The 23,932-nt window shown below is 65.8% G+C and carries 17 protein-coding genes and 1 tRNA gene; 8 read left to right on the top strand and 10 right to left on the bottom strand.

The features are described 5' to 3' along the window. Positions 1 to 35: 35 nt before the first annotated feature. Positions 36 to 1,127, top strand: a complete 1,092-nt coding sequence (locus GGR38_RS06610; protein WP_183623865.1) for a glycosyltransferase family 4 protein — start codon at positions 36 to 38, stop codon at positions 1,125 to 1,127. Here the strand turns inward: GGR38_RS06610 and GGR38_RS06605 are convergent. Next, positions 1,114 to 2,814, bottom strand: coding sequence for a hypothetical protein (locus GGR38_RS06605; protein WP_183623864.1), 1,701 nt, complete (start codon positions 2,812 to 2,814; stop codon positions 1,114 to 1,116). The two genes, GGR38_RS06610 and GGR38_RS06605, sit on opposite strands and share 14 nt — an antisense overlap. A 185-nt stretch (positions 2,815 to 2,999) precedes the next feature. Here GGR38_RS06605 and GGR38_RS06600 point away from each other — a divergent pair, with 185 nt between their 5' ends. Genes GGR38_RS06600 through GGR38_RS06590 form a run of 3 tightly spaced genes read left to right on the top strand, consistent with a single transcriptional unit; the run spans position 3,000 to position 6,714 of the window. Next, positions 3,000 to 4,595, top strand: a complete 1,596-nt coding sequence (locus tag GGR38_RS06600) for an NAD(P)/FAD-dependent oxidoreductase (RefSeq protein ID WP_246404287.1) — start codon at positions 3,000 to 3,002, stop codon at positions 4,593 to 4,595. Next, positions 4,595 to 5,005: a GtrA family protein gene (locus GGR38_RS06595; RefSeq protein WP_183623863.1), complete on the top strand. Its 411-nt coding sequence runs from the start codon at positions 4,595 to 4,597 to the stop codon at positions 5,003 to 5,005. Before GGR38_RS06600 ends, GGR38_RS06595 begins: the two co-directional genes overlap by 1 nt. Further along, on the top strand, positions 5,002 to 6,714 hold the full coding sequence (locus GGR38_RS06590; protein ID WP_183623862.1) for a hypothetical protein: 1,713 nt from the start codon (positions 5,002 to 5,004) through the stop codon (positions 6,712 to 6,714). The genes GGR38_RS06595 and GGR38_RS06590 overlap by 4 nt, the downstream gene beginning before the upstream one ends. On the opposite strand, the gene msrB is transcribed toward GGR38_RS06590, so the two are convergent. From msrB to GGR38_RS06575, 3 genes are all read right to left on the bottom strand, one after another. Continuing rightward, positions 6,711 to 7,148, bottom strand: a complete 438-nt coding sequence (msrB, locus tag GGR38_RS06585) for a peptide-methionine (R)-S-oxide reductase MsrB (protein WP_246404306.1) — start codon at positions 7,146 to 7,148, stop codon at positions 6,711 to 6,713. The two genes, GGR38_RS06590 and msrB, sit on opposite strands and share 4 nt — an antisense overlap. A 202-nt stretch (positions 7,149 to 7,350) precedes the next feature. Beyond that, positions 7,351 to 8,592: an ABC transporter permease gene (locus GGR38_RS06580; RefSeq protein WP_183623858.1), complete on the bottom strand. Its 1,242-nt coding sequence runs from the start codon at positions 8,590 to 8,592 to the stop codon at positions 7,351 to 7,353. After that, complete coding sequence (locus GGR38_RS06575; RefSeq protein WP_183623856.1) at positions 8,589 to 9,533, bottom strand: ATP-binding cassette domain-containing protein; 945 nt, start codon at positions 9,531 to 9,533, stop codon at positions 8,589 to 8,591. The genes GGR38_RS06580 and GGR38_RS06575 overlap by 4 nt, the downstream gene beginning before the upstream one ends. Positions 9,534 to 9,586: 53 nt before the next feature. Between GGR38_RS06575 and queG the strand changes: the two genes are divergently transcribed. After that, entirely contained in the window at positions 9,587 to 10,651 is a 1,065-nt protein-coding gene (queG, locus tag GGR38_RS06570) for a tRNA epoxyqueuosine(34) reductase QueG (RefSeq protein ID WP_246404285.1), read from the top strand. Between the two features lie 238 nt (positions 10,652 to 10,889). On the opposite strand, the gene GGR38_RS06565 is transcribed toward queG, so the two are convergent. The 3 genes from GGR38_RS06565 to GGR38_RS06555 form a co-directional block, all read right to left on the bottom strand. Further along, a complete protein-coding gene (locus GGR38_RS06565) occupies positions 10,890 to 15,647 on the bottom strand; it encodes an NAD-glutamate dehydrogenase domain-containing protein (RefSeq protein WP_183623852.1) in 4,758 nt (1,585 codons plus the stop codon). A gap of 184 nt (positions 15,648 to 15,831) precedes the next feature. After that, the gene (locus tag GGR38_RS06560) at positions 15,832 to 16,701 is read right to left on the bottom strand and encodes a tetratricopeptide repeat protein (protein ID WP_183623850.1); all 870 of its coding nucleotides are present in this window, start codon (positions 16,699 to 16,701) and stop codon (positions 15,832 to 15,834) included. A 6-nt stretch (positions 16,702 to 16,707) separates the two neighbouring features. Next, entirely contained in the window at positions 16,708 to 17,442 is a 735-nt protein-coding gene (locus GGR38_RS06555) for an alpha/beta hydrolase (protein ID WP_183623848.1), read from the bottom strand. Positions 17,443 to 17,531: 89 nt separating this feature from the next. On the opposite strand from GGR38_RS06555, the gene thrS reads away from it, so the two are divergent. Next, entirely contained in the window at positions 17,532 to 19,523 is a 1,992-nt protein-coding gene (gene thrS / locus GGR38_RS06550) for a threonine--tRNA ligase (protein ID WP_183623846.1), read from the top strand. Positions 19,524 to 19,750: 227 nt separating this feature from the next. Further along, entirely contained in the window at positions 19,751 to 20,530 is a 780-nt protein-coding gene (locus GGR38_RS06545; protein WP_183623844.1) for a siderophore-interacting protein, read from the top strand. Between the two features lie 250 nt (positions 20,531 to 20,780). On the opposite strand, the gene GGR38_RS06540 is transcribed toward GGR38_RS06545, so the two are convergent. Beyond that, on the bottom strand, positions 20,781 to 21,473 hold the full coding sequence (locus tag GGR38_RS06540) for an RlmE family RNA methyltransferase (protein ID WP_183623842.1): 693 nt from the start codon (positions 21,471 to 21,473) through the stop codon (positions 20,781 to 20,783). Continuing rightward, on the bottom strand, positions 21,470 to 22,825 hold the full coding sequence (locus tag GGR38_RS06535) for a Ppx/GppA phosphatase family protein (RefSeq protein ID WP_183623841.1): 1,356 nt from the start codon (positions 22,823 to 22,825) through the stop codon (positions 21,470 to 21,472). The genes GGR38_RS06540 and GGR38_RS06535 overlap by 4 nt, the downstream gene beginning before the upstream one ends. Positions 22,826 to 23,010: 185 nt before the next feature. On the opposite strand from GGR38_RS06535, the gene GGR38_RS06530 reads away from it, so the two are divergent. Next, positions 23,011 to 23,084, top strand: a tRNA-Gln gene (locus GGR38_RS06530). A gap of 33 nt (positions 23,085 to 23,117) precedes the next feature. Here GGR38_RS06530 and GGR38_RS06525 read toward each other — a convergent pair. Continuing rightward, positions 23,118 to 23,876, bottom strand: a complete 759-nt coding sequence (locus tag GGR38_RS06525) for a class I SAM-dependent methyltransferase (protein ID WP_183623838.1) — start codon at positions 23,874 to 23,876, stop codon at positions 23,118 to 23,120. Positions 23,877 to 23,932: the final 56 nt, after the last annotated feature.

Below are 23,932 nucleotides of genomic sequence, written 5' to 3'. Positions count from 1 at the left end.
TTGCCCGCCGGAGGCAAAACCATTAAGGCAACCCCATGCACATCCTCATGGTCAGCCATTTCTTCGAAAGCCACCTTGGCGGGATAGAGCGCGTGGCGGGCCACCTGTCGCGACAGATGATCGCGCAGGGGGCGGAGCTGACATGGGCCGCCAGCGCGCAGGACAGGGCGCCGGTGGATATTCCCGCCCTTGCGCTGCCTTGCGTGAACCCGACGGAAAAGCTGACGGGCCTGCCCATGCCGATTCCGGGGCCGGGGGGGATGGCGGCGCTGTGGCGCGCGGTGGGGCGCTGTGATGCGGTGGTGGTGCATGATGCATTGTATGTGACCTCGATCCTGGCGCTGGTGATGGCCCGGATGCGCGGGCGGCGGGTGGTCTTGATCCAGCATATTGCGGGCATTCCCTTTGCCTCAAGCGTGATGCGGTGGGTGATGGGGTTGGCCAATGCGATGGTGACGCGGCCGATGCTGTGGGCGGCGGACCGGTTGGTGTTTATTTCCGATACGGTGCGGCGCGATTTGATCGGCGATCCGGCGCGGCGCGATTACGCCTTGTTGTTCAATGGGGTGGATGGCGAAGTTTTTACGCACATCGGCCCGGCGGCGCAGCGCTTGCCTGAGGGCAAGAGGCGGGTGCTGTTCGTGGGACGCTTTGTTGAGAAGAAAGGCCTGTCGATCCTGCGCGCGGCGGCGGCGATGCGCCCGGATATCAGCTTTCTGCTGGCGGGTGCGGGGCCGATCCGGCCGGCCTCATGGGGGCTGGCCAATGTTCATGATCTGGGGCCGCAGAAGCCTGCGCAATTGGCCGCACTTTATCGCAGCGCCGATTGCCTGCTGCTGCCCAGCGTGGGTGAGGGCTATCCGCTGGTCATTCAGGAGGCGATGGCCTGCGGTCTGCCGGTGATCTGCGGCGCGCCTACCGACCGGGCCGACCCCGAGGCGGGGCAATTCCTGCGCGGCGTGCCCGTCGATCTGAGCGATCCGGACGGCAGCGCGGCGCGCGTGGTCGCGATGCTGGATGCGCCCTGCCTGACCCTGCCCGAACGCGCGCAAATGGCGGCATGGGCGGCGGGGCGCTATTCATGGGCCGCGATGGCGCGCGCGATTATGGGGCTTATGGCAGGCTGATCACCTTGCATCCGGCATCGGAAAATTCCTGCGTGTGCCAATCGCGGCGGCGCTCGGTGGTGCGGCCGGGCATCATGTTGAGCGCGCGGCCGATGCCGAAATAAAAGCTGCGCGCGGGCAGGGCCACCGTCTCGCCATGGGCGCACAGGCGCGGCGCCATATCCTCCAGATCGTCCTGACCATATTCGATCAGCCGCAGCGGGCGGTTCGACAGATCGGGCCGGTTGATGCCCAGATCGAGCGCCAGCGGCGCGTCATAATTGCCGATGATGACGTAATCGGCATGGACCGTGTCGATCTTCGCGCTGGCATCGGCAAAGGCGCCATAGAGGCGATGGGCAAACCACCCCTGCATCGGGATCAGCACCAGCAGGGTCAGCGCCGAAAGCGCCACCAGCCCCCCGCGCAGCCGGTCGCGCCACGCCATCCCCAGACTTTGCCAGCCCATCGCGCCCAGCAGCGCCACATTGCCCAGCATCGGGTGCAGATAGCGATAGCCAAAGCCATGGCCCTGATAGGGCAGGATCAGCCCCATCACCGCGACCACGATCACCGCCCCGCCCAGCAGCGCCAGCACCCGCCCGTCGCGCCGCCCCGCCCATGTGCCAATCGCTGCCAGCACCCAGAGCGCGGGATGCGTCCAAGCCACCATGCGCAGCAGATTGGCTGCCATCAGCGTGCCATTGTCGCTGTTCTGGGCCAGCGTTTCCATCAGGCGCGAGACATAGTCGCTGCCCGCCTCGACCAGCACCGAATCCGGCCCGCGCACCGCATCGAGCGTCAGATGCGGCCACCAAAGCCAGAACAGACCCGCCGCCAGATAGCCCCCGACAAACAGCGCAAGCCGCCCCCAGCGCCTTTCCCATAGCAGGAGCGCCAGCCATGGCGCTACGAACATCGGATGAAACAGCGGTTGGTGCAGCCCCGTGGCCGCAAAGCCCACCGCCAGCGCCGCCAGATCGCAGCGCCGCGTATCGCGCAGGAACAACCACAGCCAGACCAGATTGAAGGCCAGATGGGAGGGCATGGCAAAGCGGCTCATAGCCGAAAACAGCACCTGACCGGAAAGCAGGAACAGCGCCATCATCACCGCCAGCGCGTCCTGATCCGGCCCCAGCAACCGCCGCCCCACGCGCCAGAGCGCCAGCACCGAGACCGCCATCAACAAGGGCGTCTTGATCGGGCCCAGCAGCGCCTCCAGCATCGCATTGCCCGGCAGATAGGTCGACACCCATGCTGCAGGGCGCGCCAGCGGCATCATGAACAAGGTGTTGAGCGCAGGAATATCGCCGCGCCATTCCACCGGCACCGGCCATGCCAGTCGCCCGGCGCGATAGATCGCGGCGTCGAAACTGACCATCTGCTCGTCGCGGCTCAGATCATAGCCCGAAAGCACCAGATAATGCCCCGCCGCCGCCGCCAACGCGGCCAGCCCCGCCAGCGCCCAGACCCCGCGCGCGCCGATCCGCCAAGGTTTTGCGATCGGCCCGCGCCACACCGCCAGCCCCGCCCCGGCCCATGCCCAGAGCATCGCCAGCAGCAGCCATTGATCCTGCAGCTTGCGATAGAACACGGTGATTTCGGGATGCGCGGGCGGCGCGGCCAGCCACAGGCCCGCCACCACCAACGCCCACCCCACCATCAACGCCGGCAGCCATCGGCCCCCCGGCGCGGCATCATTCCCCATCCGACCCGCCCTATATTACCCAACCGTCTCCATCCTGCCCCAGCGCGCGGCAAATGGCCAGCGGTCGCTTGCGCGGTCGGTCGTCGCGCCGGAAATAGGCATATTTGCGTGGTTGGAAGAGGCTGCTTAACGATTTGTTTCCCATTTTCCTTCACCCCGAAAGAGCATGGAAATTGGGGAATCAGATGGACTTTGGCGGCCCACAGGCGGGCAGGACAGCGGATGAAAGCGGCAGGGCCGCGATGGTCGATGTGGCGATCATCGGCGCGGGTCCGGCCGGGCTGACCTCTGCCTATCTGCTCACCAAGGCGGGGTTTCGCGTGGCGGTCATCGAAAAGGATGAGCGCTATGTCGGCGGCATTTCGCGCACGGTCGAGCATGAAGGCTATCGCTTTGACATCGGCGGCCACCGCTTCTTTTCCAAATCTCAGGCGGTGGTCGATCTGTGGAACGAGATCCTGCCCGATGATTTCATCCAGCGCCCGCGCATGAGCCGGATCTATTACGAGGGCAAATTCTATTCCTATCCGCTGCGCGCCTTTGAGGCTTTGCGCAATCTGGGCATCTGGCGCAGCGCGGCCTGTATGGCCAGTTTCGCGCGGGCAAAAGCGTTTCCGCGCAAGAGTGTCAAATCCTTCGAGGACTGGACCATCAACCAGTTCGGGCAGAAGCTGTTCTCGATCTTCTTCAAGACCTATACCGAAAAGGTCTGGGGCATGCCCTGCGACGAGATGAGCGCCGATTGGGCCGCTCAGCGGATCAAGGGGCTTTCGCTGTGGGGCGCGGTGGTCGATGGGCTGAAGCGCTCCTTGGGCCTCAATAAGCGCCCCAATGACGGGATGGCGACCAAGACGCTGCTGGAAAGTTTCCGCTATCCCCGCCTTGGGCCGGGCATGATGTGGGAGGCGGCGCGCGACCATGTGATCGCCAGCGGGCGCGGACAGGTGTTGATGGGCCATGCGCTGAAACAACTCTCGCAAGGCGCCGACGGGCAATGGCGCGTGTCGGCCGGTCATCGTGGCGGTGAAACGGTGATCCACGCCGCCCATGTCATTTCCAGCGCCCCGATGCGCGAACTGGCGGGGCGCATCCATCCCCTGCCAGTGTCCCTGCCCGAGGCGATGGAGCTGAAATACCGCGACTTCCTGACCGTGGCGCTCAAGATCCGGTCTGACGATCTGTTTCCGGACAATTGGATCTATATCCATGATTCCAAGGTTCAGGTCGGCCGCATCCAGAATTTCCGCAGCTGGTCGCCCGAAATGGTGCCCGATAGCGGGGTGGCCTGCGTGGGGCTGGAATATTTCTGTTTCGAGGGCGATGGTCTGTGGTCGCAAAGCGATGAGGATCTGATTGCTCTGGCTACGCGTGAGATGGAGATTCTGGGCCTTGTGCGCGCGGATCAGGTGATCGGCGGATCGGTAGTGCGTCAGGAAAAGGCCTATCCGGTCTATGACGAGACCTATGCCGCCCATGTCTCCGCGATGCGGGCCGATCTTGAGTCGCGTTTCCCCACGCTGCATATGGTGGGGCGCAACGGGATGCACCGATACAACAATCAGGATCATGCGATGATGACCGCGATGCTGACGGTGGAAAATATCAAGGCGCGCGCGCGGATCTATGACATCTGGCGCGTGAATGAGGATGCCGAATATCACGAGGCGGGCGATGAAGGAGCGCAGACCAGCGCCACCCCGACGCCCGATCAGGCCGCCGCGCTGGCCTCTGTCCGCGATGTGCCGCAAAGGCTGGCTGATGACAGGCAACGTGCGGCCTGATGCGTGACCTGATTCCTGTCCTCTTGGGGGCGCGGGCGCTGCGCTATCTGGGGGTCAGCGTGGTGGCGCTGGGGGCGGATATGGGCAGCTTTATGCTGCTGCTGCATCTTGGCGTGATGGCGGCTCCGGCCTCGGCGCTGGCCTATGGGCTGGGGGTTGGGCTGCACTGGTGGCTCTGCGCGCGGGCGGTGTTTGAGGTGGCGGATGGCGCAGCGCGCTGGGTGCAAAAGTTGCTTTTTGTGGGCTCGGCGCTGGTCGGGCTGGGCCTGACGGTGGGGATTGTGGGACTGGGCACAAGGGCCGGTTTCGATCCGCGCCTCGCCAAAATTGTCGCTGTGGGGGTCAGTTTCATCGCCACATGGCTGCTGCGCTCGCTGGTAATCTTCAAACCCCGGCTTGCGGCGGCATGAGGGGCGACTTTCGCGATTTCCTGAAACGGGTGGCGCTGGCCTATGGGCTGGTGGTTTTGCTTTTGCTGCTGACCAATGCGGGAGGAATCGCGGCGGGGCGTTTCCCCGATCCCGATGATGCATTGCGGCTGGTCGAATTGCGCGACTGGCTGGGCGGACAAGGCTGGTTTGACGTGACCCAGCACCGGATCGACCCGGCCCATGGCGGGGTGGCGATGCATTGGTCGCGGATTGTCGATGTGCCGCTGGCGATGGTTGTGCTGGCCTTGCGGCCCCTGCTGGGCGGGGCGGGGGCGGAAATGGCCGCCTTGCTGATCGTACCGATGCTGACGCTGGCCATGGTGCTGGTGCTGGTGGCGCGGGTGGCGTGGGAAAGGCTGGGGGCGGAGGCGGCGACGTTGTCCTGCCTGACGCTGGCCATGTCGGTGCCGGTGGTGACGCAGATCAGGCCGATGCGGATCGACCATCATGGCTGGCAGGTGGCCGCCGCGATGCTGGCGCTGCAAGGGCTGATGACGCGCCATGCGCGAATCGGCGGGTGGGTTTCGGGGGCGGCGCTGGCCATTGGCCTGTCGATCAGCCTTGAAGGCTTGCCGCTGACGGCGGTGTTTGGCGCGCTGGGCGCGTGGCGCTGGCTGCGCGGGGGAGAGACGCGCGATTGGCTGGCGCATTTTGCCACCGGGCTGGCGGCTGTGTCGCTGGCCTGTTTCGCGGCCACGCGCTGGGGCGATTGGGCGCAGCATTGCGATGCGATTGCGCCGGTGCATCTGGCCATGTTCGTCTGGGCTGCGGTGGTTTTGCGCCTGTGGCGCGGCCCGGCGCTGGTGGGCTTTGCCATCACGGGCGCAGGGGCTTTGGCGCTCTATGTCGGTCTTGCACCGCAATGCCGGGGGGGCAGTTTCAACATGCTCGACCCGCTGGTTCAGCGGCTATGGTATCAACAGGTGGCCGAAGGGCTGCCGGTATGGCGGCAAGATTGGGCGACGGCCTTGCAGACCGTGGTGCCGCCTTTGTTCGCCCTTTTCGCTTGCGCTGGGCTGATCCAGCGCAGCGCGGGCGAGGAGCGCGTGTGGTGGCAGGAATATACGCTGATCCTTGGCGGGGCGCTGGGCGTGGCCGTGCTGGTGACGCGGGCAGGGGCGGTGGCGGGGGCGTTTTCGGCGGTGCCGCTGGCCTGGCTGGTGGGAGAATGGCTGAGCGCGGCGCGGCGCGGGCAAAGGCTCGCGGTGCTGGGGATTGTCGCGGCCATGGTGCCATCCGCGCCGATCACGGTTTGGGGCATGGTGCCGCATAAGGCGTCCAGCCCGACCACCACGACAGCGCAGCGGGTTTCGACCTGCGAGGCGCGGCGTCATGCCGCTGCGCTGAACACTCTGCCGCAGGGGACCATTCTGGCCCCGCTCGACATCGGACCCGATCTGCTGCTGGGCAGCCACGACAGCGTGCTGGCCACCGGCCATCATCGCGGGGCGCGCGGGATGCATGATGCCATCGCCGCCTTTGTTGCCCCGCCCGATCAGGCGCGCGCGATCATCCGGGCCAACCATATCGCCTATGTCGCGCTCTGCCCCGATCTGGGCGAGCCGCAGATCTATGCGCGTGAGGCGCCGCATGGGCTGGCGGCGGATCTGCTGGCCGGGCGGGCGCCGTCATGGCTGGCGCCCGTGGCCGCCGATGGCGAGGGGCTGCGGATCTGGCGGGTTCTCTAGGCGGGCGTGAATTTCATCGCCGCCCCGTTCATGCAGTAGCGCAGCCCGGTGGGGCGCGGCCCATCGTCGAACACATGGCCCAGATGGCCCCCGCATTGCGCGCAATGGACCTCGGTGCGGGCATAGCCCAGTTCGTGATCGGTGCTGGTGCCCACCGCGCCGTCGAGCGGCCGCCAGAAGCTGGGCCAGCCTGTGCCCGAATCGAATTTGGTGAAAGAGGCGAAAAGCGGGTGATTGTCCGCCGCGCAGACGAAGGTGCCCTTGCGATGCTCTTTGAGCAAAGGCGAGGTGAAGGGGTATTCGGTCTGCTTGCCGCGCAGCACATTATATTGCTGGGGCGTCAGCCGTTTGCGCCATTCGGCATCGGGCAGGGTCAGCGGGAAAGCGGCCCAAGCGCGCGCCGGGAACAGGGCGGCGGCGGAAAGGCCGATCATCAATTGGCGGCGGGTGGGGCGCATAAGACTTCTCCCTTTTCCCCCTATACGTGGCGCAAAGGGGAAAAGTTTCAAGTTGCCTTGTTGGGTGGAAAATCCCCTCCGCGATTTTCCTGCGGTACCGGCCCTCTCCCCCGGCCCTGCCACCCATAAAGTGTATGCCGTAGGGTGTCAGGGCCGGGGAAGAGGGGCGGTGCCGCTATCACTTTTTGCCCATCAGCGCCGCGATCAGCCCCCGTTTTTGTCCCGTCCCCTGCGGCCCGCTTTTCATCACCCGTTTGCGGAACAGCGCCGCGCCGCCGCGCACAAAGATCGCCACCCACAGCGCCTGCCAGCCCAGCGCGGCCAGATGCGGCCACAGCCCTTCCTGCATCGCCGCGCGCGCCAGCATGGCAAAGGGCGAGGAGAAGGGCACCACCATGGCGGCGATCTCGATCCCTGATCCGGGGCGCGCCATCGCATAGGAGGCGAAGAAGAACACCATCAACTGGCCCATCGTCACGGGCATGTTCAGCGTCTGGATCTCGCGCACCGAATTGGCCATCGAGCCGATCGCCAGAAAGATCGAGCCCAGCACCAGATAGGCCATGGCGAAATAGGCCACCCCCAGCGCGATGAACAAAGGCCAGCCAAGAGCAGGCGTCACCAGTTCGGGAATATGCACCCAGCCCAGCATCGAAAGCGCCGCCCCCGACACCGCCCAGACCCCGATCCCGACAAAGCTGATTGCCAGCATGGCGAAGAGCTTGCCGAAGAACACCGATTCCATCGGGATGGCTGCGGCGAGTATCTCGATGACCTTATTGCCCTTTTCCTCCATCAGATTGGACAGCACCATGCCCGCCAGCAGCATGGTGAGCAGGAACAGCAAGGTCTGCCCACCTTGCGCGGTCAGCACGCGATTATGCGCCTGCGCGGCGGTCGAGGTGGCCGTGGGGGCCAGCGCGACATCGGGCAGCACATCCGGCCCATGGCCCGTGGCCCGCGCCGCGATCAGCGCCACCGGCCCCTGCCATGCGGCCAGACGCCCCGGCGTGCCGGTCAGCACCGGCGCCCTGGCCGTGCCGGAGATGATGGCCGAGAGATTGCCGCCATTGATGCTTTTATCCGCCAGCGCTCCGCGCGGATCGGCTTTTTCGCCCGGATGCAGCCGCGCCACCACCACCAGATCGGGCAGATCATCGCGCAGCGCCGGTTCGAGCGCGTGGCGCGCGGTCAGCATGGCGTCGATATCATCGCCCGCCATCATCAGGCCGATTTGTGGCGTATCGACGGCATTTTCGACATGGGCGCCGATGCTGCCCGCCATCGCGCCCACGAATAGCGGAAACAAAGGCCCGAGCAGGAAGAAGATGAAGCTGCGGCTCCACAGGATAGCGACGAAATCACGCCGGGCGACGACCATCGCGCCCGCCAGCGTGGAAAGGCGGCCTTTGTGGATCATGCCGCCTCCTCCTGCGTGGGTTGGCCAAGGGCGCGGGCGGCGGCCTCGCCGGCAATGGCGACGAAGGCGTCATGCAGGCCCGCGCGCTCGATGGAGAGCGAGAGAATGCCCGCCTCGCCCTCGATCAGCGCGCGCAGCAAAGGCTCGACCCCGGTGTCGGGCAGGGGGAAGGACCACAGGGCGCCTTCATGACGCGCATCGGGCGGCAGAGCGGCGCGCCATGGTCCATCGGCGTGGCGGGTTTCAAGGCGGACCTGCGCCGGGATGCGATCGCGCGCCACATCCACCGGCCCGGCAAAGGGCACCCGGCCCCCGGCGATGATCGCCACTTCGTCACACAGTCTTTCGGCATGGGCGATGACATGGGTGGAGAAAATCACCGTGGTCCCGCCCGCCGCCAGCGCGCGGATCATCTTTTCCAGCTTGCCCTGATTGAGCGCGTCGAGGCCGGAGAAAGGCTCGTCAAAGATCACCAGATCGGGATTGTGGACCAGCGTGCCGAGGATCTGCACCTGCTGCGCCATGCCTTTGGAAAGCTGGCGGATCTGGCGGTCGATGGCATAGGAAAGGCCGTGCTCCTCCATCATCGCCTTGCCGCGCCTGCGCCCCTCGGCCAGAGGCAGGCCGCGCAGCGCGCCCATGAAGGCGATCGCCTCATAAGTCTTCATCGTGGGATACAGTCCGCGCTCTTCAGGCAGATAGCCGATGCGATGGGCCACATCATGCGGGCGATCGGCTCCCAGAATGCGCCGCACCCCCGAATCCGGGTCGATGATCCCCTGAAGCATCCGCAAAGTCGTGGTCTTGCCCGCGCCATTGGGGCCAAGGATGCCGTAAATCGCCCCTTGCGGGACGGACAGATCGACGCCATCGACGGCGGTGAACCCGTCAAAACGTTTGACGAGGCCGCGTGCCTCAATGGCCCAATCATTGCTCAGCACTTGCGGTTCCCCTAAGCCTCCGGGTCATGCCCGTAACAGGATCTAGCCTTCCCTTGCTTAACAATGCCATCCCCTCTCTGCAAAAAGCCTTGGGCGAAGAAGCGGCGCGTCTGGGCTTTGCCGCGTTTGGCGTGGCGGCGGCGCAGGAGGATGAGGCGCGCGCGGCCCGCCTCGAACAATGGCTGGAGGCCGGGTCTTATGGTCAGATGGGCTGGATGGCGGACCGGCTGCACCACCGCCGATCCCCGCAAGGCCTGTGGCCCGAGGCGCAAAGCGTGATTGCGCTGGGCATGAGTTATGCCCCCGCCCATGATCCGCTGGCGTTGGCCGAGGTGGGCGACAGGGCGCGGATTTCGGTCTATTCGCAGGGGACCGATTATCACGATGTGGTCAAAAAGGCGCTCAAGGCGCTGGCCCGCTGGCTGGTCGATGCGGCGGCCAAGGCGGGATTGGGCGAGATCGGGGTCAAGGTCTTTGTCGACACCGCCCCGGTGATGGAAAAGCCCCTTGCCGCCGCCGCAGGGCTGGGATGGCAGGGCAAGCACACCAATGTGGTCAGCCGCGAACATGGCTCATGGCTGTTCCTCGGCGCGATTTACACCACGCTGGCCTTTGAGCCGGACAAGCAGGGCCGCGACCGCTGCGGATCATGCCGCGCCTGTCAGGACTCCTGCCCCACCGGCGCCTTTCCCGCGCCCTATCAACTCGATGCGCGGCGCTGCGTGTCCTACCTGACCATCGAGCATAAAGGGCCGATCCCGGAGGAATTTCGCGCGGCGCTGGGCAACCGAATCTATGGCTGTGACGATTGCCTCGCCGTCTGCCCGTGGAACAAATTTGCCGATGCCGCCGCGCGCAATCGCGCCTTCCTGCCCCGCGCCGAACTGGTCGCGCCCCGGATCGGTGAACTCCTCGCGCTCGACGATGCCGGGTTTCGGCAGCTCTTTTCCGGCTCGCCCATAAAACGGATCGGGCGCAACCGCTTCGTCCGCAACTGTCTCTATGCGGCGGGGAACAGCGGGGATGCGGGGCTGATCGCTCCGGTCGAGGCCTTGTTGGGGGATGAGGATGAGGCGGTGGCCGAGGCGGCGGTGTGGGCTTTGGGGCGGTTGAGGTAGTTATGCCTCCGGCGGGTTAAGGGCGGGGGCCCTTAACAATCCCGATAATGGGGTGGCGCTGGGTTGGCGGGGTTGGGATGGAAATAAAGCCTGCGGCGCGGTGAGTTCAGACATTCCCGCGCCGCAGGCTCTCAATATTCCAACGCCGCGTCCGACACCCATCAGCCGAACCCGACCCGCAACGCCGACATTAACGGGAGCGCGAGGGTCTAGACCCTCGCATCAGCCCTTTACCTCTTTACCGCATCAACAACCCCCGCGCCTGCCCGGCAATCTGCGCCAACAGGGCGGGGCTGGTGGGCACGACCTTGCGCGCCCGGTCGATCATGCCGCAGAAACGCGCCACGCCTTCGGTCTGTGCGACCAGCCAGCCATTGACCGCTTCCTGGGGATCACCGCCATTCCAGCGGCGCAGCGCGTCGAGCCGCATCTGCTGGAAATCGCGCGCGAGGCCGCCGACCAGCAGGCGTTCCCACGGATCGGAGGGCGAGAGGCGCGCGGCGGTGGCCTGCGCCCAATCGAGGCCGAGCGCCGCGCCAAGGCTTGTAAAGGCCCGGGCCAGCGAGACGGCTTCCAGCCCGGCGCCATGGGCCAGCGCGGCGATGCCCACCGCCCCGTCAAGGTCGAACAGGCGCACGACGCTGCTCAATTCGGCCTCATTGGCCCCCGCCACCGAGAGTTCGGCGCGCAGGCGGGCCGACCCGCTGCGCGCCTCGGACACCAGCAGGCCGTCGAGCGCACCCGCCATTTCCTCCAGCGCCGGGGCCAGCGCATGGGCCAGCACCGAGGGAAATTCCTGCGCCGCGCCCGCGCGCAGCAGGTCGGCCATATGCCCGCGCAGCGCATGCGCCGCGCGTTCGAACAGCAGGATGCGCGCGGGTTCTTCCATCTGCCCGCTTTCGATATCGTTCCACACCGGCCCCATGGCGAACAGCCTTTCGGCGGCAAGGAAGGCGGCGGCCACATCGGCAAGGCTCACGCCTTCTTCTTCGGCCAGTTCGAAGGGGTGGATAAAGCCCATCCGGTTGACCAGCCGGTTGGCGATACGCGTGGCCAGAATTTCCCGGCGCAGGCGGTGGTTCAGGATGTCCTCGCGGTATGTCTCGCGCATGGCGGGCGGGAAGGCGGCCAGCAGGTCTTCCTCCAACCCCGGATCATCCAGCACGCCCGAGCGTTCCAGCGCATCCTGAAGCACGAGTTTGGCGCTGGAGAGCAGCACAGCCAGTTCGGGACGGGTAAAGCCCCCTTGGATACCGGCACCATCCTCGGCGCGGCGGTGGAATGTGTCGGCGTCCGCCAATCCCTCGGTGCGGCGGTCGAGATGGCCGCCATCCTCCAGCACCTCGATCAACCGGACATAGCCGGGCACCGCCGCCGCCCCGCCGCTTTCCGCGATGGACAGGCCCAGCGCCTGCAGGCGGTTATCCTCCAGCACGAGGGCGGCCACATCATCCGTCATCGAGGACAGCAGCGCCACGCGGCCATCCTCGTCCAGCCTGCCCGCACGCTTGGCGCTGGCCAGCGCGATCTTGATGTTGACCTCTTTGTCCGAGCAATCGACGCCCGCCGAATTGTCGATGAAGTCCGGGTTGTCGCGCCCGCCCACACCCTGCGCGCCATGCAGGCCATAGTCGATGCGCCCCGCCTGGGTGCAGCCCAGATTGCCGCCTTCACCGATCACGCGGGCGCGCACATCGGCGCCGTTCACCCGGATCGCATCATTGGCCGGATCGCCCACATCGGCATGGGCCTCATGCGGGGCCTTTACATAGGTGCCGATGCCCCCGAACCAGAGCAGATCGACCGGCGCTTTGAGGATCGCGGTCATCAGGCTGTCGGGGTCGATGCTGTCGCCCTCGATGCCTAAGGCCTCGCAGATTTCGGGGGAAAGGGGGATCGACTTCTGCGTGCGGGGGAATACGCCGCCGCCCTGCGAAATCAGGCTCTTGTCATAATCGTCCCAGCTCGACCGGGGCAGGGCGAAGAGGCGGTTGCGCTCTTCCCACGATTTTTCCGCGTCCGGCGCGGGGTCGATAAAGATATGTCGGTGGTCAAAGGCGGCCACCAGCCGGATGGCCTTGGACAACAGCATCCCATTGCCGAACACATCGCCCGACATATCGCCCACGCCCACCACGCGGACCGGGTCGGTCTGAACATCCACGCCCATTTCGCGGAAATGGCGCTGGACCGAAATCCATGCCCCGCGCGCGGTGATGCCCATCGCCTTGTGGTCATAGCCCTTCGACCCGCCGCTGGCGAAGGCATCATCCAGCCAGAAGTCCTTTTCCGCCGCCAATGCGTTGGCCGTGTCGGAGAAGGTCGCGGTGCCCTTGTCGGCGGCGACCACGAAATAGGGGTCCTCGCCGTCGCGCACCACCATGCCCGCCGGATGCACCACCGCGCCATCGACGATATTGTCGGTGAGCGAGAGCAGCGTGCGGATGAAGAGCTTGTAGCTTTCGCGCCCTTCATTGGCCCATGCGTCGCGGTTTTGCGCCGGATCGGGCAATTGCTTGGGATAGAAACCGCCCTTGGCCCCGGTGGGCACGATCACGGCGTTCTTGACGCGCTGCGCCTTCATCAGGCCCAGCACCTCGGTGCGGAAATCGTCGCGCCGGTCGGACCAGCGCAGGCCCCCGCGCGCCACCGGCCCGGCGCGCAGGTGGATGCCCTCGACGCGCGGCGAATAGACGAAGATTTCGCGCCACGGCACAGGCTTGGGCAGGCCCGGCACCAGTTCGGAATCGAATTTGAAGGCCAGCGCCTCGCGCCCTGCATCGACAAAGGCGTTGGTGCGCAGGCACGCATGGACCACCGCACGGAAGGCGCGCAGCAGGCGGTCCTGATTGATCGCCGTCACGCCCGCCAGCCCGTCGCGGATCGATTCTTCGGCCAGCGCTTCGGCCTTGTCGCGGTCCTCGATGCCCGGCTGATGGCGCGCGCGCAGCAGATCGACCAGACCCAGCGTGACCATCGGCGCGCCCAGCAGCGCGTCGACCGCCGTGTCTATGCCATAGGACAGGCCGGTTTGCCGCAGATAGCGATAGAAGGCGCGCAGCCAGTTGGCCTCTCGCGCGGACAGGCCCACGCCCACGATCAGCCGGTTGAACCCGTCATTCTCGCCCGCGCCATGCAGCATGGCGGTCAACGCATCCTCGATGATCGGCGCATGGCCCAGCACCTCGCCCAGCGATTGACCGCCGCGCAAGCTCAGCACGAAATCGTGGATTGAACCCAGCGAACCATCGCCCGATCCCAGGGCGGTGGGGATCGTGTCGATCACGCGGAAGCCGAAATTTTCCAGCGCGGGCACGACATCGGACAGGACCAGCGAACCGTGACGCTGATAGAGCTTGAGGCGCAATTGCCCTTCCTCGTCGCCCGGCAGGCGATAGAGGCGGACGCCGCGCTGATGGGCCTCGTCATCGGGGGCGGCGGCGATCCGGCGCAGATGGGCGATGTCCTGCGCGGCCTCGGCGGCGCCATAGGTGTTGCGATAGGCGATGGGGAAGGCCCCGGCATAACGCGCGGCGATGGCGGCGGCGCGGCCCGGTTCCTCGGTGCGGGCGATCTCGGCCTCGACCGCATCGCCCCATCCGCGCAGCATCGCGCGCAGGCGGGCATCCAATGCCGCCTCATCGGGTTCGGGACAGGCCTCGTGGCTTTCGTCCACCGAGAGGGTGAAGCGCAACTGGGCCAGATTCGATCCCTCGACCTCAAGGCTCCAGTCGATCACATGGCCCTGCGTGGCCTCGCTCAGCATCTGGGCGATTTCGTGGCGGACCTCGGTGGCCACCGCATCGCGCGGCAGCCAGACGAAGGCGTGAATGTGTCTTTCCAGCGGCGCGCAGACCAGCGCGATGCGCGGGCGCGGCCGGTCGATCAGGCTCATCAGCGCCAGCGCCACGCGCTCCATATCCGCATCGCCAAAGGCTATCAGCAGGTCATGGGGCAGGCTGGTCATCGCATGGGTCAGCACCTTGCCCGCATGACCGTTGGAGCTGAACTCGTGCTTTTCCAGCAGCGCGGAGAGTTGCGCGCGCATCAGCGGCACCTGCCCCGGCGCGGTGGCCAGCGCGGCGCTGGTCCATACGCCGGCATGGACCGAAAGCGCGGCCAGCTTGCCATTCTCGATCACCGGCAGAATGAACAGGTCGAGAGGCACACGGCGATGCACATGGGCGATCCGGTTCGATTTGACGATCAGCGGCAGGCGCCCCGCGCCGCCCCGCGCCAGAAACTGGTCGAACCAGGCAAAGCAGCGGGCATAGGCGGGAGAGGAGAGCAATTCCCATGTGCTTTTCCGGCAAATGCCCAGCGCGCCGGTCTGCGTGCCGTCGCGCCGCCGGATCACATGGCCCAGTTGCGTCAGCATCCCATCGTTGAACCAGCGCAGCAGGGCCGCGCCCTCGTTCCGGTCCATCGCGTTCAAGGTGTCGGCATCATCGACCATCGCGCGCTGAATCGCGCCCCAGTCGCCCACCGCGGCGCGCACATCGCCCAGCGTTACGCCCAGCGCCGCTGAAATGGCCGAGCGCGTGCGCGCGTCCGCCCGCGCGGTTTCCAGATAGATCATCGATTCGCGCGGAATGCCCGGGCCATGATCCTCGGGGATCTCGGTAATCTCACCGCGTCCGTCGCGCAGCACCGGCACCACCGGATGCAGCAGGCGGTCGATCACCAGCCCGTGGGCCGAGATCGTCGTGGCGATCGAATCGACGAGGAAAGGCATGTCCTCGTTAACGATGGCGATGCGCATAAAGCGCCCACCGCCCTCGCGCCCGACATTTTCGATGGAGAGCGCAGTGCGCGCCCTTTCGCGCCGTCCCCCCGCGGAGAGCAGGAAGCGCGCCGCCGCGATCAGGCCATCGGCGTCCAGATCGCCGTCGCCGGGCAATTGCGCCTCGGCCAGATGGCGGGCCAGCGCGGCCTCGCGCGGGTCGATAGCAGGGGTTTGGGAAAGGGATTCGGGTTTACGAACAGTCTTTGTCATTGTCGGACACACTCTCCCCCCGTGGCCGGGGATGCGGCCGGGGCAGGGGGGATTCCCGGCTGCCCGGGGCCTGTATTATACGACTGGGTCTTGTTTCGCCCCTTCTGGTCTAGCCATCAGAGGTTACGCATTTGTGTTATTTTATTACCGTAATGCCGCCAAGACAGGATCGCACTTATACACTTTATTTTCCTGCCGTTTGGGGTGGGGTCTGCGGGCCGATCTGCGCCAGATAGGCTTTTGCGCGCGCGGCGCTGTCCGAATCGGGGCTGGTTTTGACAACCGATTCCCAGCTTTTGCGCGCCGCATCCTCGCGGCCCGAGAGCATGGCGATAACGCCCGCCTCGACGCCGATTTCGCCGTCGCGGGGCTCGATCCGCGCGGCATTCTCGATCTGGACCTGCGCCTCGGGCAATTTGTTCATCCGGCGCGAGAGCGTGGCCGAGAGCAGCCAGACCTGCGCATCATCGGGCAGGGCCGCGCGGGCATCGGCCAGCACGGGTTCTGCCTCGACCGCGCGGTTCAGCGCGACCAGCGCGCGGGCGCGGTCCACCATAATGCCGCCCGCCAGCACCGGCTTGTTCACCGCGCGGGCATCGGCCAGCGCGGCATCAAGCAGCGGCAGCGCATCATCGGCGCGCCCCTGCGCCAGCGCGGCATTGCCCGCCATCGCGCCCGCCTGCGCGCGCCAGAGCTGATCGGTGGTCGCCTCGCGCGCGGCGACAAAGGCGGCGCGGGCCGAACTCCATTGCTCCTGCCGGGCCAGCGCGCTGCCAAGGCAGACATTGGCCTGTGCGCGGGCGATCTCATGCTCCTTGGCCGCGTCCTTCACCCATTGGCGCGCATCGGCCAGACCGCCGACCGGATCGTTTTCGGCGGCATCCATGCATTTGCGGAAATGGCTGGTCTGGGTGGGAAAGTCGAAGACTATGCCGCGCGGGCGGGGCGCGGCGGGCTTGGGCCGGTCGATCTGGGGCAGGTTCAGCCCGGCCACGCCCTGACCATTGAGAGCGGCGGCCTGAGCAACGAGGGGGATCAGGAAAACAAGAGCCATGGGCGATCAATCTGCAAAAGAAGCAAGGGTGCGCAGCAGCAGGGCGATGTCCTCATCCCGGCTGAGACGATGATCGCCGCCTTTGACAAGCGTTAGCTGAACATCGTCCGAACGCAGCGCCTCCAGCAGGCGATGGCCGATGGCGGGCGGGACATCGGCGTCCTCGATTCCGTGCAGCAGGCGGACCGGCGCGTCGATGGGAATGGGGGTTTCGAGCTGCAATTGCGCCTGTCCATCGGCCCAGAAGGCGGCATGGGTGGGCGTTGGCTCGGGGCCATAGGGGTTGGGTTCGAGGATGGTCTGACCTGCGGCCAGCTCCGCCTTCTGCGCCTCGCTATAGCCCCATGTGGTGAAATCGGGAGCAGCGGCGATGCCCACCAATCCGGCGATGCGGTCGGGGATCGCGCGGGCCACCAGCAGCATCAGCCATCCGCCCATGCTCGACCCCACCAGCACGACAGGCCCCGCGACATGGGCCGCGATGATCGAGAGCACCTCGTCGCGCCAGCGCGAGAGCGTGCCATCGGCAAAATCCCCCGGCGATTGCCCGCATCCCGAATAGTCCATCAGCAGGCATGCCCGCCCGTTTGCCGCCGCCCAGTCGAACACGGCGCTGGCCTTGCTGCCCGCCATGTCGGACATATAGCCGGGCAGGAAGAGGACGGTCGGCCCCGTTCCTGGCGTGTGGCGATAGGCGATGGTGCGGCCATCGGGCATCGTGTGAAAGGCAATGTCGCTCATGGCGCATCAGATGGGCCTGTTTTTCCGGCGGCACAAGTCGGCGCCTTTGCTGTTGAGCCTTGGCCGCGCGGGCGCTAAGGGCTTGAGCCATGTCGACCATGCTCAAAATCACCCTTCCCGATGGCTCTGTGCGCGAGATGGCGCCGGGCTCGACCCCCTATGATGTGGCCGCCGCGATTGGCCCGGGCCTTGCCAAGGCCGCGATTGCCGCGCGCATCGATGGCGAACTGGTCGATCTCACCCGAACTTTCACGGGCGATGCGGCGCTGGCGCTGGTGACGGGCAAGGATGAGAAGGATGCGCTGGAACTGGCGCGGCATGATTTCGCGCATATTCTGGCCGAGGCGGTGCAGGCGCTGTTTCCCGGCACGCAGATCACCTTTGGTCCGGCGACCGACGATGGCTTCTATTACGACTTCGCCCCTGCCGAACGCCCCTTCACCGATGAAGACCTGCCGCTGATCGAGGCGGAGATGCGCAAGATCATCGCCGCCAATAAGCCGCTGCGCCGCGAAGTGTGGAGCCGCGAGCAATTGATTTCGCGCTGGAAACAGCAGGGCGAGAGCTTCAAGGCCGAATGGGCCGCCGAACTGCCCGAGGATGAGGAACTGACCGTTTACTGGTCGGGCGACGACTGGCTGGACATGTGCAAGGGGCCGCATCTGCCCAGCACCGGCAAGCTGGACCCGGCGGCGTTCAAGCTGACGCGCGTGTCGGGCGCCTATTGGCGCGGCGATCAGAAGAACGCGATGCTGTCGCGCATCTATGGCACCGGCTGGCTCAACAAGAAGCAGCTCGATGCGCATCTGCTGCGTCTGGAAGAAGCGGCCAAGCGCGACCACCGCAAGCTGGGCGCGGAAATGGACCTGTTCCACCTGCAATCCGAAGCGCATGGCAGCGTGTTCTGGCACCCCAAGGGCTATCTGATCTGGCGCGAGCTGGAGGCCTATATGCGCCGCGCCATCGACGGCACCGGCTATCAGGAGGTCAAGACCCCGCAGGTGATGGACGCCAAGCAGTGGGAGCAATCGGGCCACTGGGGCAAATATCGCGAAAACATGTTCGTCATCCCCGACGAGGCGCCCAACACCGAGGACGATGGCCCCATCGTGTCCAAGGACGCCGACTGGATGGCGTTGAAGCCGATGAACTGCCCGGCGCATGTGCTGATCTTCCGTCAGGGCATCAAGTCCTATCGCGAGCTTCCGCTGCGTCTGGCCGAAATGGGCTGCTGCCACCGCAATGAGCCTCATGGCGCGCTGCACGGCATCATGCGCGTGCGCCAGTTCACGCAGGACGACGGCCATATCTTCTGCCGTGAGGACCAGATCGTCGAGGAGGTTCGCGCCTTCTGCGAACTGGCCGACCGCGTGTATAAGGATTTCGGCTTCCGCTATGAAATCAAGCTGGCGCTGCGCCCTGAAAAGCGTTTCGGCAGCGAGGAAATGTGGGATCTGGCCGAGACGGAACTGCGCAATGCGGTGGTCAATGCCGGTTTGGCCACGGAAGAATATGGCTGGGAAGAACTGCCGGGTGAGGGGGCTTTCTATGCGCCCAAGCTGGAATGGCATCTGACCGACGCCATCGGGCGCACATGGCAGTGCGGCACGATCCAGTCGGACCGCGTGCTGCCCGAGCGACTCGATGCCGCCTATATTGCCGAGGATGGCGAAAAGCACCGCCCCGTCATGCTGCACCGCGCGATCCTTGGTTCGTATGAGCGTTTCATCGGCATCCTGATCGAACATTTCGCGGGCAAGCTGCCGGTGTGGCTAGCCCCGGTTCAGGCCGTGGTGGCGACCATCGTGTCGGACGCCGATGGCTATGCGCAGGATGCGGTGGCGCAATTGCGCGCAGCGGGCATCCGCGTGGAAAGCGATCTGCGCAACGAGAAGATCAACTACAAGGTGCGTGAGCACAGCCTCAAAAAGGTGCCTTATCTGTTGGTTGTGGGCAAGCGCGAGGCCGAAGAAGGCACCGTGGCGGTCCGCATTCTGGGCGAGCAGCAGCAGAAGTTCATGCCGCTGGCCGAGGCGATCGCCATGCTGAAGGGCGAGGCGACCCCGCCTGATCTGCGCTGATCGGGCAGAAATTTTTGCAGGACACGGGAACGGCGCCTTCGGGCGCCGTTTTTGTTTTTGCGAGCCCGTCGCAAAAAATCGCGTGGGGGGACTTGTGTTTTGTGCGGTAAGATATATCTTGACCGCAACATAGCGATTCAGGAATAGGCCGCTCCATGATGACTCATCTCGAAATCTTGCGCCGCCGCCACCTGCCCTCCCACCTTCCGCCCAAAGGGAAAGCCATCATGAGCACCGAAACCGCCCCCCGCCACCAGGTCATCCGTATGCGCCACGAAATCCGCCGCCGCACGCTGACCGTCCAAACCATCGAGGCCCTTGGCCCCAACATGCGCCGCATCACCTTCTCCTGCGATGACCTGCATGATTTCGCCAGCGCCTCGCCCGATGACCATATCAAGCTGTTCTTCGCGGCCTCTGCGGGCGAGGAAAAGCCCCTCATGCGCGATTACACCCCCCGCCGCTTCGACAAGGCCGCAGGCGTGCTGGTCATCGACTTCGCCCTCCACGAAGCAGGCCCGGCCACCCAATGGGCCATCGACGCCAAGCCCGGCGACACGCTGCCCATCGGCGGCCCGCGCGGCTCGGCGGTCGTGCCCGATGATTTCGACTGGTATCTCCTGATCGGCGACGAGGCCGCGCTGCCCTCCATCGGCCGCCGCACCGAGGAACTGCGCGCGGGCGTCCCCGTGATCACCGCCGTCGTGGTCGATGGGCCGGACAGCGAGCAGGTGTTTGATGCAAAGTCCGCATGGCAGGGCCTCTGGGCTCATCGCGGCGCCGCGCAAAGCGGGGGCAAGGAAGACGCCGCCCGCCTGATCGCGGCCCTTGGCGGCATGGATCTGCCCGCTGGCGAGGGTTTTGTCTTTATCGCGGGCGAAACCGAAATGGCGCGGGCGCTGAAGGCCTATGTCGTCGATACGCTCGGCCATCCGCGTGAGTGGGTGAAGGCCGCCGGTTATTGGACGCGCGGGGTGGCGGACAGTCATGGGGGGATTGAGGATTAAGGGTTTTAGGAGGTTTTTAAAAGGTTTGCCTCCGGCGGGCAAAGGGCGGGGGCCCTTTGCAATCCCGGTAATGGGGTGGTGTTTAATCGCGGGTGTGTGAGATTGGGTTAAAGCCTGCGGCGCGGCGGCCTCATGCCGATTGGCGCCGCAGGCTTTGAAAATTCAAACGCTGCGTCCGACACCCATCGGCCGAACCCCTTGCACAACGCAGACAGTAAAGGGAGCGCGAGGGTCTAGACCCTCGCATTTCTCACCCTTCTTCCTTCGCTTCCAATTCCGCCACAGTCCCCTTGAACCCCTGCGCAATCACATACCACTCCGACGAATCCTTCCGGCTCGCGGGCGGCTTGGCGTGCTTTACGGCGGTGAAATGGCGCTTGAGGATATTCAGCAGCCCCGGATCGGTCCCGCCCGCGAACACTTTCGCCACAAATGCACCGCCTTTGGACAGGTTATGCACAGCGAAATCCACAGCCGTTTCCACAAGGCCCATCGTGCGCAGGTGGTCGGTTTGTTTGTGGCCCACGGTGTTGGCGGCCATATCGCAGATAACCAGATCGGGCCGCCCACCCAGCGCCTCCATCAGCGCATCGGGGGCCTCGTCGGCCATGAAGTCCATTTCGAACAGGATCGCGCCCTCAATGGGGTCGGTGGGCAGCAGGTCGATGCCGACCACGCCCGCCTGCGGCGCGCGCTGGCGCACCACCTGCGTCCACCCGCCCGGCGCCACGCCCAGATCGACCACCCGCCGCGAGCCCTTCACCAGGCCGAATTTATCGTCCAGTTCGATGAGCTTATAGGCCGCGCGGCTGCGATAGCCGTCCGCCTTGGCTTTTTTCACATAGGGGTCGTTCAATTGGCGTTGCAGCCAGCGGGCCTGCGAGGCGGTGCGCCCCTTGGTGTTTTTCAGTCTTGTGCCGGGATCGCGGCCGGAACGGCTCATGCCGCGCCTCCTTTGCTGTGTGTGATACCGATCAGGCTGCGCAAGATGCCTTCACGGATGCCGCGGTCGGCCACGCCGAGGCGCGCCGCCGGCCATAGATCGAGAATCGATTCGAGGATAGCGCATCCCGCCACCACCAGATCGGCGCGTTCGCGCCCGATGCAGGCCACCTCGCGCCGCCCGGCCACGCTCAGGCTGGACAGGCGCTGGCTGATCGCGCGCATGCTGGCGGCGGGCACGATGCAGCCGTCCACCGCGCTGCGGTCGTAATGGGGCAGGTCGAGATGGACGCTGGCCAGCGTCGTCACCGTTCCGCTGGTGCCCAGCAGGCGCAAGGGACCGTGATCGTGGACCAGCCCTTCGCGCAAGGGGGCGATGCGCGCGGCAAAGGCGGCAAAGCCATCATCCACCAATCCGCGCATTTCGGCATAGCGTTCGGCGCGATCCAGCGGCGAATCCAGCTCGGCCCGGCAGCTTTCGGTCAAAGACACCACGCCATAGGGGATCGACACGAAATCGCGGATCAGCGGCACGCCGCCATCGTCCTGATGCTCGATCAGCACCAGTTCGGTCGAGCCGCCGCCAATGTCGAACACCAGCGCCGGGCCGGGACCGGGCTCGATCAGGATATGGCAGCCCAGCACTGCAAGCCGGGCTTCCTCACGCGCCGAGATGATATCAAGCGCGATGCCGGTTTCGCGGCGCACGCGCTCGATGAATTCCGGCCCATTGGTGGCCCGCCGACAAGCCTCGGTTGCCACCGAGCGGGCCAGCGCCACGCCCCGGCGGCGCAATTTATCCGCGCAGATCCGCAGCGCGCCCATCGCCCGCTCCATCGCCGCATCCGACAATTGCCCCGTCTGCGCCAGCCCTTCGCCAAGGCGCACGACCCGGCTGAAGGCGTCGACCACCACGAAACTGTCGCCCGCAGGCCGCGCGATCAGCAGGCGGCAATTGTTGGTGCCAAGGTCGATGGCGGCATAGGATTGGCCGAACGGCCCATGAAAATAGGGTGCAGGCCGAGGGCCGGAGGCATCGGGCGTTTTGGCGGCAGCCTTGGCGCCGGATTTTGCCTGTGCCGATTTGGCCTGCGCCGATTTGGCCGCCACGCCGCGTTCGCGCGCCTTTGCTCCGCGCCTGCGCCTTGCGCCGCGCCGCGAAGTGGGGGGCGCCGCCGCCCCGGAATTGCTCTGCCCCGCAGGCACGACTGCGCCTTCGGGCTTGCCGCCGGTTACGTCTACTCTCTGGTCCTTGCGCGGGGTGGCAGCGCGACTCTTGCGTGCTCGGCGCCTAGCTTTTTCCCCGCGCCTTTGAACCTTTGCTGGCGTGTCCGGCGGAGTTTGATCCGCCATGTGTAATTCTCAAAAATCTGTATCCCGCGAGATACGCGGGTAATGTTGCCCTTCATGCTAGCGCCGAGCGGCCTTCGGAGCAATGGTTGATAAGGAGGATTGTCGCATGGGGGCGCGATGCCCTGTCATTTTCCTCTTGACGGGTTGATAACAGGGCATTAGAGGCCCGCTCCACCGAACGGCATTGCCCTGTCGTCTAATGGTAAGACTACGGATTCTGATTCCGTCTATCGAGGTTCGAATCCTTGCAGGGCATCCAGTTCTCCCCAAATCGCTGACAATATTCCCGGCCTCAGGCCGCAGTGAGAATGATCGTGTCCAGCGTATAGGACCCATCCTCCTCGATCCCGAAATGCTTGGCCACTTCCTGGCTGGCGCGGGACTGGATGAGGCGTATCGCCTCCATGGCGGGCGCGGGGGTGCGCATCCGGGCGGTCCATGCGGCAAATTCCATGCGCAGGCGGCCCTGCTGCTCATCCGTCACCGTAAAGCCTGCCTCGGCCAGCATCGCGGCCCATTGGCGCGCGCTGTAATTGCGCCCGTGCGAGGGGTCGCGCAGCACTTCGATGGCCTGCAAATGGGTGTCGGCGGCGGCCAGCGACGGGGCGATGACATCGGCAAACACCGCCCGCCCGCCCGGACGCAACACGCGCCGCGCCTCGGCCAGACCGCGCGCGACATCGCGCCAATGATGCGCGGAAAAGCGGCAGGCGAGGAAATCGAAGCTGGCATCGGCAAAGGGCAGGGCCTCGGCGGCGGCGTGGGTGGTGGCGATATGGGCGATGCCGCGCCGGGCAGCTTCGGTCTCGACCGCCATCAGCATATCGGCCGACAGGTCGCAGGCGGTGATGCGTGCGGCATGGGGCGCCATGGCATAGGCGACATGCCCCCCGCCGCAGCCCAGATCGAGCGCGTGAACAGGGCGCGCCTGAGCGGCCATGGCGGCGATGTGGATCAGGTCCGCGCCCTGCGCATGGGTGGTGCTGGAAACATAGTCCTGCGCGGTGGGGCCGAACTGGTACTGGACCAAAGTGTCGTGGGCGGTGGTCATGGCTTTCTCCTTCGCCGCCGGGATGGGCCGGGATTTAGCCTGTTACAATGGACATA

Origin of the sequence: Novosphingobium sediminicola (assembly GCF_014196525.1) — a bacterium.
GTDB classification, from domain to species: Bacteria; Pseudomonadota; Alphaproteobacteria; order Sphingomonadales; family Sphingomonadaceae; genus Novosphingobium; species Novosphingobium sediminicola.
This window is presented reverse-complemented; position numbering and strand designations above follow the sequence as displayed.